13 protein-coding genes are annotated in these 17,219 nt (G+C 67.7%); 5 read left to right on the plus strand and 8 right to left on the minus strand.

Annotation, left to right across the window (positions count from 1 at the left end):
• Nucleotides 1-753: 753 nt before the first annotated feature.
• Nucleotides 754-1,878 carry a hypothetical protein gene (locus ACFUN8_RS32185; RefSeq protein WP_383645467.1) on the plus strand — a complete coding sequence of 375 codons (1,125 nt, stop codon included), beginning with the start codon at nt 754-756 and terminating at the stop codon, nt 1,876-1,878.
• Between the two features lie 22 nt (nt 1,879-1,900).
• On the opposite strand, the gene ACFUN8_RS32190 is transcribed toward ACFUN8_RS32185, so the two are convergent.
• Both ACFUN8_RS32190 and clpB read right to left on the minus strand, forming a co-directional pair.
• The gene (locus tag ACFUN8_RS32190; protein WP_382564165.1) at nt 1,901-2,431 is read right to left on the minus strand and encodes a YbjN domain-containing protein; all 531 of its coding nucleotides are present in this window, start codon (nt 2,429-2,431) and stop codon (nt 1,901-1,903) included.
• Between the two features lie 141 nt (nt 2,432-2,572).
• On the minus strand, nt 2,573-5,200 hold the full coding sequence (gene clpB / locus ACFUN8_RS32195; RefSeq protein WP_383645440.1) for an ATP-dependent chaperone ClpB: 2,628 nt from the start codon (nt 5,198-5,200) through the stop codon (nt 2,573-2,575).
• Nucleotides 5,201-5,379: 179 nt separating this feature from the next.
• On the opposite strand from clpB, the gene ACFUN8_RS32200 reads away from it, so the two are divergent.
• Entirely contained in the window at nt 5,380-5,784 is a 405-nt protein-coding gene (locus ACFUN8_RS32200) for a pyridoxamine 5'-phosphate oxidase family protein (RefSeq protein WP_383645442.1), read from the plus strand.
• Between the two features lie 176 nt (nt 5,785-5,960).
• Here the strand turns inward: ACFUN8_RS32200 and ACFUN8_RS32205 are convergent, their stop codons facing one another.
• Nucleotides 5,961-6,281 (minus strand): (2Fe-2S)-binding protein, encoded by a 321-nt coding sequence (locus ACFUN8_RS32205; RefSeq protein WP_383645469.1) that lies wholly within the window; start codon nt 6,279-6,281, stop codon nt 5,961-5,963.
• Nucleotides 6,282-6,574: 293 nt separating this feature from the next.
• On the opposite strand from ACFUN8_RS32205, the gene ACFUN8_RS32210 reads away from it, so the two are divergent.
• From ACFUN8_RS32210 to ACFUN8_RS32220, 3 genes are all read left to right on the plus strand, one after another.
• Nucleotides 6,575-7,558: a helix-turn-helix transcriptional regulator gene (locus ACFUN8_RS32210; protein ID WP_383645445.1), complete on the plus strand. Its 984-nt coding sequence runs from the start codon at nt 6,575-6,577 to the stop codon at nt 7,556-7,558.
• 195 nt (nt 7,559-7,753) lie between these two features.
• Nucleotides 7,754-8,752: a LuxR C-terminal-related transcriptional regulator gene (locus tag ACFUN8_RS32215; RefSeq protein ID WP_383645448.1), complete on the plus strand. Its 999-nt coding sequence runs from the start codon at nt 7,754-7,756 to the stop codon at nt 8,750-8,752.
• Nucleotides 8,753-8,818: 66 nt separating this feature from the next.
• Complete coding sequence (locus tag ACFUN8_RS32220) at nt 8,819-9,796, plus strand: LuxR C-terminal-related transcriptional regulator (protein ID WP_383645451.1); 978 nt, start codon at nt 8,819-8,821, stop codon at nt 9,794-9,796.
• Nucleotides 9,797-9,898: 102 nt separating this feature from the next.
• On the opposite strand, the gene ACFUN8_RS32225 is transcribed toward ACFUN8_RS32220, so the two are convergent.
• The 5 genes from ACFUN8_RS32225 to ACFUN8_RS32245 all read right to left on the minus strand — a co-directional run bounded on the left by ACFUN8_RS32225 (nt 9,899) and on the right by ACFUN8_RS32245 (nt 16,939).
• Nucleotides 9,899-10,399: a hypothetical protein gene (locus ACFUN8_RS32225; RefSeq protein WP_383645454.1), complete on the minus strand. Its 501-nt coding sequence runs from the start codon at nt 10,397-10,399 to the stop codon at nt 9,899-9,901.
• Between the two features lie 255 nt (nt 10,400-10,654).
• Nucleotides 10,655-10,915, minus strand: a complete 261-nt coding sequence (locus ACFUN8_RS32230) for a hypothetical protein (RefSeq protein ID WP_383645457.1) — start codon at nt 10,913-10,915, stop codon at nt 10,655-10,657.
• 85 nt (nt 10,916-11,000) lie between these two features.
• Nucleotides 11,001-15,290, minus strand: a complete 4,290-nt coding sequence (locus ACFUN8_RS32235; RefSeq protein WP_383645459.1) for a hypothetical protein — start codon at nt 15,288-15,290, stop codon at nt 11,001-11,003.
• A gap of 237 nt (nt 15,291-15,527) precedes the next feature.
• On the minus strand, nt 15,528-16,457 hold the full coding sequence (locus ACFUN8_RS32240) for a hypothetical protein (protein ID WP_383645461.1): 930 nt from the start codon (nt 16,455-16,457) through the stop codon (nt 15,528-15,530).
• 32 nt (nt 16,458-16,489) lie between these two features.
• The gene (locus ACFUN8_RS32245; protein WP_383645464.1) at nt 16,490-16,939 is read right to left on the minus strand and encodes a hypothetical protein; all 450 of its coding nucleotides are present in this window, start codon (nt 16,937-16,939) and stop codon (nt 16,490-16,492) included.
• Nucleotides 16,940-17,219 lie beyond the last annotated feature (280 nt).

Here is a 17,219-nt window from a genome sequence, read left to right on the forward strand (position 1 = left end):
CGGCGTTGTGGATGGCCCGGCCGTACTCGGCCGATTCCGACAACGCAGGGGGCACCTCCCGTGGCCCCCTAGGGCCTACGGGGGAGAGGCGCCGTCCAGGCGCCGCAGGCCAGGCGGGACTTCGCGGACCCGCCCTAGGGCGGGTCGGGCGGCTCTCCGGGGCCGGGACGCCGGGCGCGGCACCTCCCCGCGTTGTCGTCGGTCGGCGAAGCCGGCCCTTGTCCGACACCTAGCGCCGCCGTCGGAGCGGCCGGCGTCTCCTCGGTGGGTGCGATCGCGAGGCGGAGGCCCGGCGTCGCAGCTGGCCCGGCCGTACATGGGCGACCGACGACAACGCAGGGGGCACCTCCCGTACCCGAAGGGCTACGGGAGAGAGCGGACGTCCGGGCGTCGCGCCCGCGACCCCGCCGGTCCCCCCACCCGCCACCCGCCCTGTCACGCCGACACGCCGCCCCGCCCCGCACACCCCTCGTACGGCGCCGCTTCGTACCCGGTCGGCGGGCCTCCGGTCGCGCGGCACGCGGGCGGCACGGAGGGTCGGCCCGACCGACCACGCGCGCCCGGAGGTGCCCCCTGTCCGCCGACACGCTCGACACCGTCGACGCATCCGGCACGGCGAGACCCGCCGACGCCGCCCCGAGCACCGTCCCGACCGCCGCCAGGAAGGCCCCCGCAGGCAAAGGCGCCGCGACATCGGCCGCGCCGCCTGCCGTCACGTTCGTCTCCGTCGCCCCGCGCCGCCGCGCCACCCGTATCGCCGCCGCCCTGCATCGCGCCGCGCCCGCGCTCGGGCTGTTCGCCGCCGCCCGGCTCACCGGGCTGCTGGCGCTGTGCCTGTGGGCCGAGCACATCGGCCGCTCCCCGCGCCAACTCCTCACCCACACCTGGGACTCCACCTGGTACACGCGGATCGCGTCCCAGGGCTACGGCCACACGCTGTACTTCAGCGACGGCGCCGTCCACAGCGACCTGGCGTTCTTCCCCCTCTACCCCGGGCTCGTACGCGCGGCCACCACCGTGTTCCCCATCGGCGGCGGCACCGCCGCCCTGCTGATCTCCTGGGCCGCCGCCGCTGCCGCCGCCTTCGGCATCTACCTCCTCGGCGAACGCCTCCACGGCCGCACCACCGCCACACTCCTCGTGCTCCTGTGGGGGCTGCTGCCCCACGCGGTCGTGTTCTCCATCGCGTACACCGAACCGCTGCTCACCGCGCTCGCCGCCGTCGCCCTGTACGCGGTGCTCACCGGCCGCTGGCTGTGGGCGGGTTCGCTGGCCGCGCTCGCGGGACTGGCCCGGCCCAACGGGGTCGCGATCGCCGCGGCGGTGTGCGTCGCGGTCGCGTACGAGCTGTGGAAGCGCCGCGCGCACGCCCCCTGGCGGCTCTGGGCGGCGGCCGTCGTCGCACCGCTCGGCTGGGGCGGCTATCTGCTCTGGGTCGGCGTACGCGTCGGTGATCCGCTCGCCGGCTACTTCGCCGTGCAGAGCGGCTGGCGGTCCCGCTTCGACTTCGGCGCCGACGCCCTGAGCCACGTACGGGACATCGTCCTGCGCCCCGCCGAACTCGCCTCCACCGGCACCGTGTTGATCGTCGGCGCGGCCGTGCTGCTGTTCGTGCTGCTCGCCTTGGACCGGGAGAACCGCCCCCCGCCGCCCCTGCTCGTGTACGCGGGCGTCCTGCTGCTGATCACGGTCGGCGGCGGTGGCTTCTTCGAGTCCAAGCCGCGTTTCCTGCTGCCCGCGTTCCCGCTGCTGCTCCCGCTCGCGTGCGCGCTGACGAAAGCCCGGCCGAGGGCGGCGATCGTACTGATCGCGGCCCTCGCCGGGCTGTCGTGCGCCTACGGGACGTACCTGCTGACGCTGGCGCCGATGCCGCTGTAGACCGGGCGCCGCAAGAGTCGGCTCAGGCCTCGTCGGCGGGCTTCTCCTCGGCCGGCGTCAGCCCGAAGGTCTCCACGATCCACTTGTCGAACTCGATCGACGCCCGCACCCAGCTGACGGTCGACGACACGAAGTGCTCCAGGCTGACCCCGGTACCGATCAGCATCTGGGCCTCGCCGATGAGCCGGACGGTCGTGGGGCCGTCCTCCTCCTCGTGCACGTGGCTGTAGACCTTGGGCCACAGCGTGCGGCGGTTCCAGTCGTCGATCGCGTCGAGGATCTTCGGCTTGTCCTCAAGGGCGTGCGGCCGGTCGTAGAAGGTCCGCACCGAGAAGACCTGCTGGTCGCCCTCGCCGCGGAACATGAAGTACGTACGGAATTCCTCCCACGGCGCCGCGAGGTCACCCTCGTCGTCGACGACGTACTTCAGCTCCATCTGGTCGAGGAGCTGCTTGACCAGATCCTGGTCGGGGACGACAGGGCCCGCCGTTCCCGCAGCCTGCGGTTGGGGCTGGGCCCCGAAATTCGGAATCGAGGACGGGTCGATGGTCATCGCTGGATTCTCCTGAGGATGGCATGCCGTTGTCTGACAACGACCCTAGCCGCGATCCCCCGCCGGAAACCCTGCACCCCGTCCCCAATCGGGCACGGGCCCGCCACCGCGCCGGTGGCGGGCCTCCGATCCCCGGGGGTGCTACGGCGTCTTCTCCAAAGAAGGCGCCGCCTGCTCCCGCCCGCCCGTCGCCCGTCCCACGATCAGCTCGTCCCCCGCCCGGTCCACCCGCACCGTGTCACCGTCCACGACCTCACCCGCGAGGATCTCCTTCGCCAGCCGGTCGCCGATCGCCGTCTGGATCAGCCGGCGCAGCGGCCGCGCGCCGTACGCCGGGTCGTTGCCTTTGTCGGCGAGCCAGGCCAGCGCGTCCGGCGTGATGTCCAGGCTGAGACGGCGGTCCGCCAGGCGCTTGGCGAGAAGGGCGATCTGCAGATCGGCGATCTTGGCCAGCTCCTCCTTGGAGAGGGCCGAGAAGACCACGAGATCGTCCAGCCGGTTCAGGAACTCCGGCTTGAACGAGGCCCGTACGGCCTCCAGGACCCGCTGCTTCTTCGTCTCCGCCGAAGGAAGCGGGTCGACCAGGTACTGACTGCCGAGGTTCGACGTGAGGATCAGGATGGTGTTGCGGAAGTCCACCGTCCGCCCCTGGCCGTCGGTGAGACGCCCGTCGTCGAGGACCTGGAGCAGGATGTCGAAGACCTCCGGGTGCGCCTTCTCGACCTCGTCCAGCAGGACCACGCTGTACGGCCTGCGGCGGACGGCCTCGGTGAGCTGGCCGCCCTCCTCGTAACCGACGTAGCCGGGCGGCGCCCCGACGAGGCGCGCGACGGAGTGCTTCTCGCCGTACTCGCTCATGTCGATGCGGACCATGGCGCGCTCGTCGTCGAAGAGGAAGTCGGCCAGCGCCTTGGCCAGTTCGGTCTTGCCGACGCCGGTCGGTCCGAGGAAGAGGAACGAGCCGGTGGGCCGGTCCGGGTCCGCGATGCCCGCGCGGGTGCGCCGTACGGCGTCCGAGACCGCCCCCACCGCCTCCGTCTGACCGATCAGCCGGCGGCCCAGCTCGGCTTCCATACGGAGGAGCTTGCTGGTCTCGCCCTCCAGCAGCCGCCCGGCGGGGATTCCGGTCCACGACCCGACGACGTCGGCGATGTCGTCCTCGCCCACCTCGTCCTTGACCATGGTGTCCTTGGCGGCTTCCTGCTCCGCCTCGTCCGCCTCCGCCAACTCCTGCTCCACGGCGGGGATCTCGCCGTACAGCAGCTTGGACGCGGTGTCGAGGTCCTGGTCGCGCCGCGCGCGCTCCGCCTGGCCGCGCAGCTCGTCCAGCTTCTCCTTCAGTTCACCGACGCGGTTGAGGCCCTGCTTCTCCTTCTGCCAGCGCGCGTCGAGCCCGCGCAGTTCCTCCTCGCGGTCGGCGAGGTCGCGGCGCAGCTTCTCCAGACGCTGCTTGGACGCGAGGTCCGACTCGTTCTTCAGCGCCAGCTCCTCCATACGGAGGCGGTCGACCGTCCTCTGCAGCTCGTCGATCTCGACGGGCGAGGAGTCGATCTCCATACGGAGGCGGGAGGCGGCCTCGTCGACGAGGTCGATGGCCTTGTCGGGCAGGAAGCGCGAGGTGATGTAGCGGTCGGAGAGCGCGGCGGCGGCCACCAGCGCCGCGTCCGCGATCTGCACCTTGTGGTGCGCCTCGTACCGGCCCTTGAGGCCGCGCAGGATCGCGATGGTGTCCTCGACGTTCGGCTCGGCGACCAGCACCTGCTGGAAGCGCCGTTCCAGCGCCGCGTCCTTCTCGATGCGCTCGCGGTACTCGTCCAGGGTCGTCGCGCCGACCATGCGCAGCTCGCCGCGGGCAAGCATGGGCTTGAGCATGTTGCCCGCGTCCATGGCGGAGTCGCCGCCGGCGCCCGCGCCCACGACGGTGTGCAGCTCGTCGATGAAGGTGATGATCTGCCCGTCGCTCTCCTTGATCTCGGACAGGACGGTCTTCAGCCGCTCCTCGAACTCGCCGCGGTACTTGGCGCCGGCGACCATCGCGCCCAGGTCGAGGGAGACCAGCTTCTTGTTCTTCAGGGACTCCGGCACGTCGCCCTTGACGATGCGCTGCGCGAGTCCTTCCACGACGGCCGTCTTGCCGACGCCGGGCTCGCCGATCAGTACGGGGTTGTTCTTCGTACGGCGCGACAGCACCTGCACCACACGGCGGATCTCCTGGTCCCGGCCGATGACCGGGTCCAGCTTGCCCTCGCGCGCGGCGGCCGTGAAGTCGGTGCCGAACTTCTCCAGGGCCTTGTACTGGCCCTCCGGGTCGGGTGTGGTCACCCGGCGTCCTCCCCTTGCCTTCTCGAACGCGGCCAGCAGCTTCTTCGCACCGGCCCCCTGCCGGTCCAGCACCTCTCCGGCCCTGCCGCCCTCGGCCGCGATCCCGATGAGCAGATGCTCGGTCGAGAGGTAGTCGTCGCCCAGCTTCTTCGCCCGCTTGGCACCGTCGGAGATGACGGCGAGCAGCGCGCGGTCGGGCCCCGGCGGCGCGACGGTGGTGCCTCTGACGCTGGGCAGCGCGGCCAGCAGGCGCTCCGCCCCGGACCGTACCTCAGCCTGGTCGGCGTCCACCGCGACGAGCAGGTCGGTGATGTTCTCGTTGTCCTCGCCCTGGAGCAGTGCGAGGAGCAGGTGCGCGGGGGTCAGGTCGGCATGGCCCGCCGACACCGCGCGGTCGGTGGCGGCGTTGAGCGCGGCCTTGCTCTTGTTCGTCAGCTCGGCGTCCACGTGCGGTCTCTCCTCCTTGGCGCGGGGTCCGTCCCGTAAGAACCTGACCCACCCGACGTACGCAAAGTTGAGTCTATTCCACTCAAGCAGGACTCACGCCCGAAGGAGGCGCACCGGACGGACCGACCAACTCCCGCCGCGCCGCACCTTCGAGGCCATTACGCGCCTATTCTTCCGGCATGGCCCAAGACGTACGCGATCCCGACGCCGACTATCTCGCCTTCTGGCGGGAGCGCCACCTGTGCACCCTGACCACGCTCCGGCCGGACGGCACGCCGCATGTGGTGCCGGTGGGCGTGACGTACGAGCCGGAGGCCCGGTTGGCACGTGTCATCACCGGCAAGCACTCCACCAAGGTCGCCAACATCCTGGCAGCGGGCCCCGACGGGGCGCGGGTCGCGGTCTGCCAGGTCCAGGGGAGGCGCTGGGCGACGCTTGAGGGCCTCGCGACGGTGCGGACGGAGGCCGATCGGGTGGCGGACGCCGTAGGCCGTTACGCGGCCCGCTACGAGCGCGCGCCGGGGCCCAATCCGGACCGGATCGTCATCGAGATCAACGTCGACCGCGCGCTGGGCAGAGGATGAGCGGCCCACCGCGCACGCCGCCACGACGCGGCACGCGCCCCGGCCGGCCACCTCACGGCACACCGCCGGGCCGACCCGCACGCGGGCAGCACAGCGGCGCCATCGCGTTTCAGGTCCACGATGGCGCCGCTGTGTGGGGGAAGTGCCGGAGCGATCTACTACGACGGGGGAATCGCTCAGGCACTGCGGGGGGTGGCGGAAATGGCTTGTGGTTCGACCAGCTGGTGGTCACGCTGGTCAAGATTGACGAAAATCATGTCGTACCGAATCGCGCAGCGGACGGGCTGCGGCGCCCCCCTGGGCTTCCTCAGACACCGATAGGCACGGACGTCCTCGTCCTCCTCGCGGACGACGACCACGGGCTCTCCGAACAGGGTGACCATCAGCGAGTCACCACGGTGTGGGATCGCCGTGACGAGATCGATGAAGTGCCATCCGGACCGGTAGGCCGAGGCCATCTCACGCCGAAAGACCCTGTCGTCCGGCGGGACAGTCATGCGCCCAAGTCCACCGGTGCGCTGCCGCTCCACGAGGGCTCGGTGGGCAGTGCGGTCACTGATACCGACCCGGCATCAGCCGAGAGGTCACCACTGACTACGAGAACACTCGCTGCCGCTGCCGCAAACGCAAGTGCGCAAAGCGTGCGAACCATCCTCTTCATGGAAGATCTCCACCCCATTCTGATCATCATCCCTCCCCCCGCGAGTAAGACGATGGCTCACTCTGAACGCTTCCACCAGCAAGCACGGGCATCATGTTCCTGTAATTCAGGACCCTGAGGGGGTGGCATATGCAGTCAGATCAGGGCAATACGGGGCATGATCATGGGCCCGGCGAACTGTGCGAAGCGGGTAAAAACCTCTACGCGGCAGCTTTGCGCCATGGGCGGCTGTCCCGGTCAGAGGCGGAAGGGGCGCCCTGCCTGCTCGACTTGGCTTTGCTGCGCCCGGACCCCGACGAGCCCCAGTGGCTCCGGCCCGTACCGCCGGCGATCGCGCTCAACCAGCTCACACACCCCATCGAGAGGGAGATCCAGGAGCGCCGACAGCTGGCCATCTCGCTCGCCGACACGTTCGAACCGTTCATGACCCTCTCGGCCATGGACCACTCGACGACGCACGCCATCACCGTGCTCGAGGGCCTGAGTCTCATCAACTCCACGTTGGACCGTGTCACCGCCGAATGCAACGAGGAACTGCTGACCGTTCAGCCAGGCAGCGGGCGTACGCCGGACGTCCTGGAGGAGGCGCTCCGCAGAGTGCGCCCCCTGACCAGCAGGGGGGTGAAGATGCGCACCCTGTACCAGCACACGGCCCGCCACCACCCGTCCACGCTGGCCTACGTGGAGCGCGTGGGTCCCTACGGGGTGGAGGTACGGACCCTTGAGGAGATCATCGAGCGCCTGATCATCGTCGACCGCAAAGTGGCCTTCGTACCGGCCCGCAGCGACCGTCTGATCGCGCTGGAACTGCGCCACGAGGGTCTTGTCCAGTACCTCGTCGGCGTCTTCGAGCAGTTCTGGCTCCACGGCACCCCTTGGGACGAGCAGTTGTCGTACGCGCCCGAGATCGACGGCATCACCAGCACCCAGCGCTCCATCGCCAAGCTCCTTGTCGACGGCCACGTGGACGAGGCGATCGCGCGCCGCCTCGGCATGAACGTCCGCACCTGCCGCGCTCACATCGCCAAGCTCAACACCACGCTCGGCAGCGGCAGCCGCGCCCAACTCGGCTATCTCATCGCCCAGTCGGGGATCCTCGACCAGGACCACTGACACGTACCCATGCCGTTCGCGCGCCGTCACGCCATCTGGCCGGGGAAGGGAGACCGTGGCCGCAACAGGGGAGAGCGGCCACGGCCGGGATGTGATCAGGAAGCTGGCTACTCCCAACCACCAACGACGATCCCCGACTAGCTAGAATCCCACCACCGCCATCTTCCTGCATTGCAGAAAAAGGGGGGTACTCAAGTGGCAGGAACCAGCACAAAGTTAACGCATCCACACGACGATCGGGAACTGTGCGACGAGGCGGTCCGCCTCTACACGGAGGCGCTCCGCAAGGGCCGGATACCGCGCGCCGACCTGTCGTCGGCACCCTGCCTCGTCGATCTGGCTCTGCTTCACTCCGACCCCCAGGACACGGCGTGGATGTGCCCGCTGCCGCCGTCGGCGGCCCTGACGCATCTCCTCCAGCCCATCACGCGCGAGATAAACGAGCGCGTGGAGCGTACAGCTTCGCTGGTCCACTCACTCGCCCCGCTGACGTCCCTCGTCGCCGAGGATCCCAACCTCGCCATCAACGTCATCGAGGGCAAGCCGCTGATCGACGCCGCCGTCGGTGACGCGGTCGCCGTCGCGACGAAAGAGGTGTGGACGGTCCAGCCGGGCAGCAGCCGCTCACGCGTAGCCATGATGCGTGGCAGGGACCGGTCCCTGGGGGCGATCGAACGGGGCGCCCAGGTCCGGCACCTCTACCAGCACTCGTCGCGGTACCGGCCGCACGTCAAGGAGTACTTGGAGCACGTCCCCACCGGAAGGCTTGAGGTACGCACCGTCGAGCAGACCATCGAACGCCTGATCGTCGTGGACCGCTCGGTCGCGTTCATCCCCGGCAACGCCGAACGGACGACCGCCCTGGAGATCCGGCACCCGGCTGTCGTCGCCTACCTCGTCCAGACGTACGAGGTGCTGTGGTCAATGGCCACGCCCATGACGGAACTTCTCGAAGTCGCCCCCCGCGACGCAGTGGTGACCCCGGTCCAGCAGAGCATCGCCAAGCTCCTGGTCGAGGGAATCGGCGACGAGGTGGTGGCCCGCAGAATGGGCATCAGCGTCCGCACCTGCCGCTCCCACATAGCCAAACTGATGCAGGCCCTCAACGCCTCAAGCCGCACCCACCTGGGCGCCCTGCTCGTCCAGTCCGGCCTCGTCGAACCGGAGACGGGCAGCCCCTCGGAAATTCACTGAGCACTCGTTCCCCTGCGGTGCAGAATAGGAACGGGGTGTACCCAAGTGCCAGGAATCAGATCGAAGTTGACGCATCCACATGGTGACCGGGAACTGTGCGACGACGCCGTACGGCTCTACACGGAGGCGCTTCACAACGGCGGGATCAACCGCGACGAGTTGACGGCCGCCCCCTGCCTGATGGACATGGCTCTGCTGCACCCGGACCCCATGGACGCCTCCGTGCTGCGGCCCGTGCCTCCGTCGGCCGCCCTGGCCCATCTGCTGCTGCCCATCACACGCGAGATCCACGAACGCGTACGGCTCACGACGGTCCTCGCGGACTCCCTGGCACCGCTGACGGCCGTGCCGAGCGGGGACCCCAACCTCTCCATCACCGTCCTCGAAGGAAAGCCGCTCATCACCTCCGTCCTGAGCGGGGCATCGGCCGCCGCCACGTCGGAAATCCTGACGGCCCAGCCCGGCGGCAACCGGACGAAGGAAGGCATGGAGCAGGGACTCAGCAACTCCATGGCGGCCATCGGACGCGGCGCCCGGCTGCGCCACATCTACCAGCACCCGGCCCGCTACAACCCGCACGTCAAGGACTACGTCACGCGTGTGCCGGCCGACCGGCTGGAGATACGCACCGTCGAGCAGACCGTCGAACGACTGATCATCATCGACCGCGAAATGGCACTCATCCCCGCCGACGCGGACCGGACGACCGCCCTGGAGATCCGGCATCCGGCCCTGGTGACCTATCTCGTCCAGGTCTACGACGTGCTGTGGACACACGGCACCCCGCTCACAGAACACCTACCCGCGACATCCGCCCGCACCCCGGTCACCCCGGTCCAGCGCAGCATCGCCCGCCTCCTGGCCGAGGGCACCAGCGACGAGATGGTCGCCCGCAAGATGGGCATCAGCGTCCGCACCTGCCGCTCCCACATAGCCAAACTGATGCAGGCCCTCAACGCCTCCAGCCGCACCCACCTCGGCGCCCTCATCATCCAGTCCGGCCTGGTCGAACCCGAGACGGGCACCCCCTACGAACTCCGCTGAACACCGCGCCGTCGCAAACGTACGGGGGAGGTGCCGTCCCTGATCAGGACGGCACCTCCCCAACTCATCGAACCGGTCCCCCGGGCGACGACCCGCCGACGCTCAACCGCGGATCAGTGACGCACCGGCGATCTCCCACCTGACAGGGCCCTTCCCGTCGTCCTCAAGGTCGTACACCACCGTGGTGCCCGAGGCCCAGGACTGCGCCGAGTTGTACGGGGCGGCCGGCGCCGCGCACTCGATGGCGACGGAGTTCGACCAGGCCGCGTTCAACTGCTCGGTGAAGTCGCACGTCTTGGTGCTGACAGTGCGAGGTGCCTCCCCCGGGGCAAGGCGGGATTCCAGGCGGTTGGTGACCTCGAAAGAAGTGAACCGCCTGCCGCGGTCCTGCACGACGTCGTCGAGTATCTGCCACACCAGGGCACTGCTGGCCTGAACGGTGGCACCCTGAAGTTCCAGGCACTGCTCGACAGCGATCAGCGTGTCCGGCTTCAGACCCGGCAAATCAATCGCGCGGGTACTGGTAACGGCATCCACGCACTCGCCCTCCGAGGCGGCGGCGGGCCCTGCGAACGAAATTCCGCCGACCAGGACGATGCCCACCAGGGACACCGCCGTGAAATTGTTCCTCGTCATTTCCCCTCCAGATTCTCATGTGCTTCATGCCCGGCGTGCGTGACTGGTTCTCTACGCCGGCCCCATTTGTCGACTGCGTGACCCCCAAAACAATCACAGCCGATTTCTGGTGACTCGCAGCCATGACCAACCATCGCCCAGTAGTAGCTTCCGCAACACCGTCATCTTGCTGCACTGCACAAAGCGGTGGGTGCAAAACGGATCACAGTGGACCGGATCCGTTCAGCGGGACTCGTTCTTCTTGTCGGGGAAAGCCACCCTGAGAACAACGAAGAACAGCGACATAAACGTGCCGGGCCCCGCACAGAACAGCAGCAACGCGCCCAGCTGGGTAAATATCGCGGCGTACAGACAGGCCACAGCGCCGACCGCGACGTGACCGACAAGCAGGGGTGTCGCAAAGCGTGTCTGCTTCATCGCGAGGAACGGCAGAACAATCCACGCCATCGCCAGGGCCAGGTATATGAGGGGCACGAAGGCCATTGCGGATTTCTCCCTTGTCTCACGGCCCGGCCGGAGCAGGCAGGGCCCGCCAGTCGAACTGGCGGGCCCCGGAACGAAGTCGAGCCTAGCTGCTGTGCTCGTCGGACGGAGTGGTGCTCGGCCATGAACAGAACTTGCCACCGGGGTTGGCGCCAGGGCCGTCCAGACCCACGTCAATACCCCATGGATTGCCGCTTCGTCCTGTCAACGGCCCACATGCGCCGTAGGGCATTCCGTGCCCGGTCAGGTCGAGCGCAGCGCTGAACGCCTTGAAGTCTCCCCTCAGGATCGGGCTCGCGCTGTTCGTATAGGCGCCGGTCTGATCGATCGCCCGGTCGTCCAGATACAGGTACTGGTTCGGCATATGGCTGGCTCTGAGGATCGGATCTCCGTCGTAGGGACGGACCTTCCCGTCCGTGCAGAGTTGGAAGCTCAGCTCCTGCCAGATCGGCGGTGCCTGATTGTGCAGGGATCCGGTGAGGCCCGGCTTGAAGAAGGCGTTGTATATCTCGCCCGCCACCGCCGCGACCGAATCGCTCACTACGGGAGAATCCTCCGCCTCACCCTTCCAACGAGCCACGGAAGAAGTCGCGCCGGAGTCGCCGAGCATGGGCCGGTAGCCGATGGATCCACCCGACGTGTTCAGCGCGCGAACACAGGTTCCACCCTCGACGATGGTCGGCTTGAGACCCATCGCGGCGTACGCGCGACCCGGCAGTACTCCTGTGGAGTTGGTGTCGGTGGTCGTCTCAAGTCCATTGTGCTCGTTCATGTCCCTGGCGGAGTAGTTCAGGTTGGGTGGGGCGATACCGTAATCGTCCTTCAGAGCCGCGAACGTGTCCCGGACGAACCGAGGCAGGTGAGTATCCGCGGTGCGGTCGTCGTATTCGACGAATTCACTCCCCTCGATTATCTTGCCGCTCTCATCCTTCACGAACGAGACCGTGGCCTTGTTGCGGATCTTGTAGCTGCTGTCATCCGTGTCGAAGAAGTACGGCTTCGCATCGCTGGTGGGCCGATAGGTGTACGGATTGGCGAAGTGCAGCCAACTCGTCATGCCGGCACCGTCGGGTTGGTTCGTGGGATCGGTTCCCGCTTCCTTGACGGCTTGGTTCCAGCGCGACATCGCCGCCTTGGTCTCGGGCATGATGCAGTTCGGAGCCGGCAGGTCGATGCAGGTGGGGACGGAGGTGACGGCGCCGGAAGTGGACACACCCCAGTCGTAGATGGTCTGCCGATTCTTGAACGGGGTGTCGAGCGGGAGCGAGGACTCGAAATCGGTGTCCAGGTTCTGGTGTTCGTCGAAGAAGCCGACGGCCTGCACGGTCTTCTCGGTGTACGTTCCCTTGATCGGCACCACGGCGATCGCGTCGTAGGCGACGTCCAGGTCACCTGTTCCGTCGGGCGTGAGGTTGTTGAGCGTCACCTTCGGTTTTCCGTTGAACATGAAGGCGCCGATGGTTCGCCATCTGTTGCCGTCCCCGGGTTGGGAGACGACTCGCGTCCTGCTTCCGGTCCCCGTGTCCACCACGTACTTCGCTTTTTTCGTCTGCGCACCGTGATCCGGCAGATGCACCATGACCTTCGCGGGTCCGGTGATGGTCTTGTCGAACGACCAGGTGCCGGTGATCCGCAGCCGGTTGCCCTTGCTGTCGTTCTTACGGGTGTGGGTGAAGTAGAAGTGGCTGCCGAATCCCGCGCCGAGTTGATGCAGGTCGACCTTCGACGGATACACCGATTCGCTGCCGTTGTTGGAGAATCCGAAGGAGAACTTTCCGTCGTTGCTCCAGGAGTTGGTACATCCGGGACGTATGACGGGGGTACCCGTCGGGACGTCGTCGACGATCAGCGCGCCCGCGGGAAGCCCGGCTGTCGTGCAGACAGGCGGATAGGCCGTGCCGTCCGGTTCTTCCGGGTAGGTCTCGTTGAACCGGATGAATTCGAATCCGCAGGTGGTCGAGCAGTCGTCCTTCCAGGTGACGGGCTTGTTCCACCAGCACTTGAGATCATCGCGACCACAAGGCCCGCTGAGCGCCGTGTCGTTGGAGGCACCGTCGGAGATCCGGCTCGGCGTGCACTGGTTGGCGGTGGTGCAGAACGCACTCTCGGGCGCCTTGACGCGGGCGCGGTTGTAGAGAGCACTTCCCTTGACGGAAACACCTTCGTTGGTTCCGTTCCAGGTGGACTGACGGAAGGCGGGGACCATATTCCCGGGGGATTCCAGGAAGGACGGAGGATGCGCCGCGAAACCGAGAACCTTCTCCTGGTAGGGCCAGTTCTGCGGGCGGGCCGCCGCGCTGGCGTCGTCTCCACCGGACGCGTTCTCCATGAAGGGGAGCCTGCCGGCGTCCCATTCGGGGTTGGCGGGGTTGTTGACCCAGCCGAGTCCCCAGGGAGACCCGTCACTGGTCTTCTCGTAGAATCCGGAGTTGTAGGCCCACAGCGCGTAGTACCAGTTCTCCGGCCGCAGCGCGCTTCCGTGATTGACGGTCATTCCGGCCTTGCGGGTGACGTTCCACTTGTCGACCAGGATCTGCAGACCGGCGGCGATGTTGGCCGTGTAGTCCAGGGCGACAGCCCGCTGCTTCTGGTAGGGCCACGCGGCACCGCCGTCGCCGTCCTCACGGCCTGCCATGCGCATGTGGTCGGTGACCTGGGAGACCCCGTACCCGCAGTCGGCGTCGGCGAAGTTGACATCCCAGTCGTTGCCGGATTCGCCGTCGTAGAGGTCAATACCGTAGTAGTTGCCGATCAGTGGGTTCGCGGTGACACCGGGAACGGCCGACCGGGCGGCCTGCCACATATTCGATTCCTGCGCGGTGATCCCCAGCATGACCTGGGCGATGACACGGTCACCGCCTTCGACAGCGGGATTGAGGAACAGAGTCTGCGGGGAGTAGGCGGGCATCCCGAGGTTCTTCCAGTTCGCCGGCCGGGAGATCCAGGTGTTGAGATACCCCTTGACCGCCTGGTCCACGGCCCATTCCACCTGCCGTGGTTTGGGCTGCATCGCTTGATTCCGGGGGTCGTTGCGCGGCACGGAGCAGGTCCGCTCGTCCTCGATCGGTTCGGTGGGAGACGAGTCCGCCACCGTTTTCGCACCGGTGGCCCTGCCCCGCTTCGGAGAGGCAGCGCCCGTTACTCCGGGAGAGAGGACGGAGCCCTGCTCGGCGAATTGCGAACGCCGACGTTCGGGATTCACCGCAAAGACGGTCCGGCGGTCCGTGTCGAGAACAGACACGGTCGTCTTGATGGTACGGGCCTTGCCGGCTTCTCCCGGCAATACCATCGTGCCTTTCCCGTCCCCCCACTGCGGAGCCGTGACGGTGGCGGAGCCCGTCGTGGACACCGTCGCCGTCTTCGGTGTGTCGGCCAGGCGCCGCACCACCGGGGGCAGCGGATCGGTCAGGGCCTTCGTGGCGCCGGTGACGTAGACGTTCTTGCCGTTGCGGGTCAGTCCGGTCTCGGTGGCCGGGCCCTGGGCGAGCACATCCGGTCGGGTCCTGTCCGGACTCCGGCGGGTCACATCGGCGGCGGTGAGTCTCTTGACCTTCGAGACGGCGCCCCGCTTGTCCAGGAAAACGAGCCCACCGTCCTCGTCCGGGGAAAGTCGGTAGGGCACCGCGTCCGTCAACGCGAGAGCGGTGGTGGCGCCCGAACCGCTGACCTGGACGACCGCGCCGGCGGCGGCCGCCACCACCATGCCCTTGTCACCGAGCGGGACGGCGGAGGTGATCTGCCCCTTGGTCTCGACAGGCGGTTGAACCTTGCCCGTGACGGTGTCGAGGCGTATGAGGCGCGTTCCGGGCAGCTCGTCGTCGCCGGACTGGGTCAGCACGGCGTCCTCGCCTGTGCCGCAGCCAGGGTTGTAGTACGAGAGCGAGGCTTTGGTCTTGAGTTTCCGCACCTGGCCGGTGTTCAGATCGACCACGGCGGTGAACGCGCCCCGGGCTTTCAGACTGGCCTTGTTGGTGAACGTACGAGGGGCGTATACGACGACCGCCCGCCGGCCGGAGGCGGTGACACACACATTGCCGATCCACGCGTCGGCGTCGAACCCCGGCTCGGACAGTGTCGCTGCCGTCTTCCAGGCGTAACCGTCGGCCTCACGGGCCGTCAGCAGATGGAACCCACTGGCATCGCCGGAGGTCGTCCACGCCACATCGCGGGAATCCTTCCAGCCCTTGCCGAGCACGGAGTCCCGTTGGGAGAGCGGAAGGACATCCGGGGGTGCCGGCTCGGCCGGCTTCTCGCCGGTGCTGCCCGGTGGCGCCGGCGCGGCCCAGGACATGGCCGGTACCGTCCCGGCGAGCATGATGCTCGCTGTGGTGGCGATCAGGATGTTCTTGGTTCTTCGACGTAGCTTCATTCTCATCCGCCTCTCCGTCCTCGCCCGCCGCGGCGGGCTCCGGTGGTGCGCTTCGGGCAGGCGGAGGCATGCCGGAGAAGCCGTCGTCGGTATTCGTGACCGACCTACCGACGACGGCCCGCGGCCGGACCCCTCGCACCTGTGATCAACTGCGCACGCGGCACGGCGCCTTGAGCTGCCGTGACATCGCGTCCTACCTCGGGAGGGCCCAGCCCTCCGGCGGCAGGTCCGTCGCTGGAGAAGTCACCGAAGAGCGCTTCTGTTGACCGCCGCGGCCTTCTCCAGGGTCTTGCCCAACTGCGACTCGGCGCCCTTGAGGGCCTGTTGGTTCTCCTCGACGAGTCGCTTCTGAATGGTCGTCTCCTCGGCGAACCAGACCTTGACGAGCCCGGTCTCCTGCTTGCAGTCGACCTCGGCCGTCGCCACCTCGATCTCCTGCTGGTCGGCCGTCTCGCTCTCCGCACCGGCCACTTCGGCCGTCTCCCAGACCGTGTTCACCTGGTACCCGCGGTCCTTCATGCAGGACGCCCACCGCACCATGGCGGCCTCGACCGCGGGAGTCCGCTGGGAGAGCTCCAAGCTCTCGGTGTTGAGACGTTCGACGAGCGCCACGTCGGGTACGGCGACCTTCCGGCCGACCTCGCCCGTGCAGCCGCCCTCCGGCAGCTCCTCGCCCTTGAACGAGGCGAGTCGTTCACTCCCGTTCTGCCCGGTGAGAACGGTGGCGGCCTCGGCCGTGTCCTGCTCCGGCGGGGGCGTGCTCTCCGGCCCCGCGGAGGGCAGGTGATAGCCGTACGTCCGCGCCTGCGCCGGATCTGTCAGCCCGTAACGGCGCGGCATGTTGGACGCGTTGTCGGCCGGCGGCGGCGAGGTGCCCAGGTCCTCCGTACGCCAGTCCTCGAACCCGAAGCGGTTCATGCAGGCGGTCTCCGCGCTGTCCCGGGCCTGCTGGACGGCTATCTCCTGGGCGTACGAGATCATGTACGACTCCAGCGGCAGGACCAGGCCCTTGGCGAGTCCGCTGGTCGGGACCTTCTCCGGCCAGTTGTCCTTGAAGATCGTCGGTCCCTGAGCTGCGGACTCGGCCGCCGGGCCGTTGTCCACCACCGTCTGAGGGTTCTCCTGCTGTCCTTGACCGCAGCCCGCGGAGACCATCGCCAGCGAGACTGCCACGAGTGGAACGAGAAGTCGTCGTCGCACCGTCATCACAACCTCTTACTGCTGGCGTTGTTGTTCTTGAGAGCGGGGATCAGATTGGCCATGGCCCCGGCCTGGAAGGTCTGGTAAGTGCCCGCGTAACCGGTGTTGTAGTAGATCCGGTGCGCACGCGAGTCACCGTTGGCCGCTCCAGCGGCGTTGTTCTTCACGCCGTCGCCCGAGCCGGGGTCGGCCGCACGGCACCGGCTCCCGTTCGGAAGCCCGGTGTCGAACCCGCTTCCGTGGTTGAACTGGTAGCGCACCTGCTGCATACCTGACGACGTCAGTTGGTCGAAGCCCAGATGCGAGTGCTCGCTCCCGTTGGTGATGAAGCACGGGCTGGAGAAGATCCCGATGTTCCGCATGCTGTTGTAGAACACCGCGAAACATCTGGTCGACGAGCTGCACTCGTCATCCGTATAGGTGACGTAGGCGTTGGCCGGGCTGATGGGAACCAACAGCGCGGCACACGCCGTTGAGAGGATCAGTGAGATTCGGCCGATGGGTCTCTTCCTCAACACGGATGCCCTTTCGCTCTGCGAAGACGATGGCCACGATTGGCAGTTCGTGACTCGCAGCCATGGCCAACCATCACTCAGTAGCCGCCGCCGCAACACCGTCATCTTGCTGCACTGCACAAAGCGGTGGGTTCAGAGCGGGGCAAACAGACCGACAGGACAGACAGACAAGGAAGACGAACAAGAGGAGGGCCTGTCGCCTCCCGGATCTCTCCGGGAG

The organism is Streptomyces sp. NPDC057307, assembly GCF_042667665.1.
Lineage (GTDB): Bacteria > Actinomycetota > Actinomycetes > Streptomycetales > Streptomycetaceae > Streptomyces.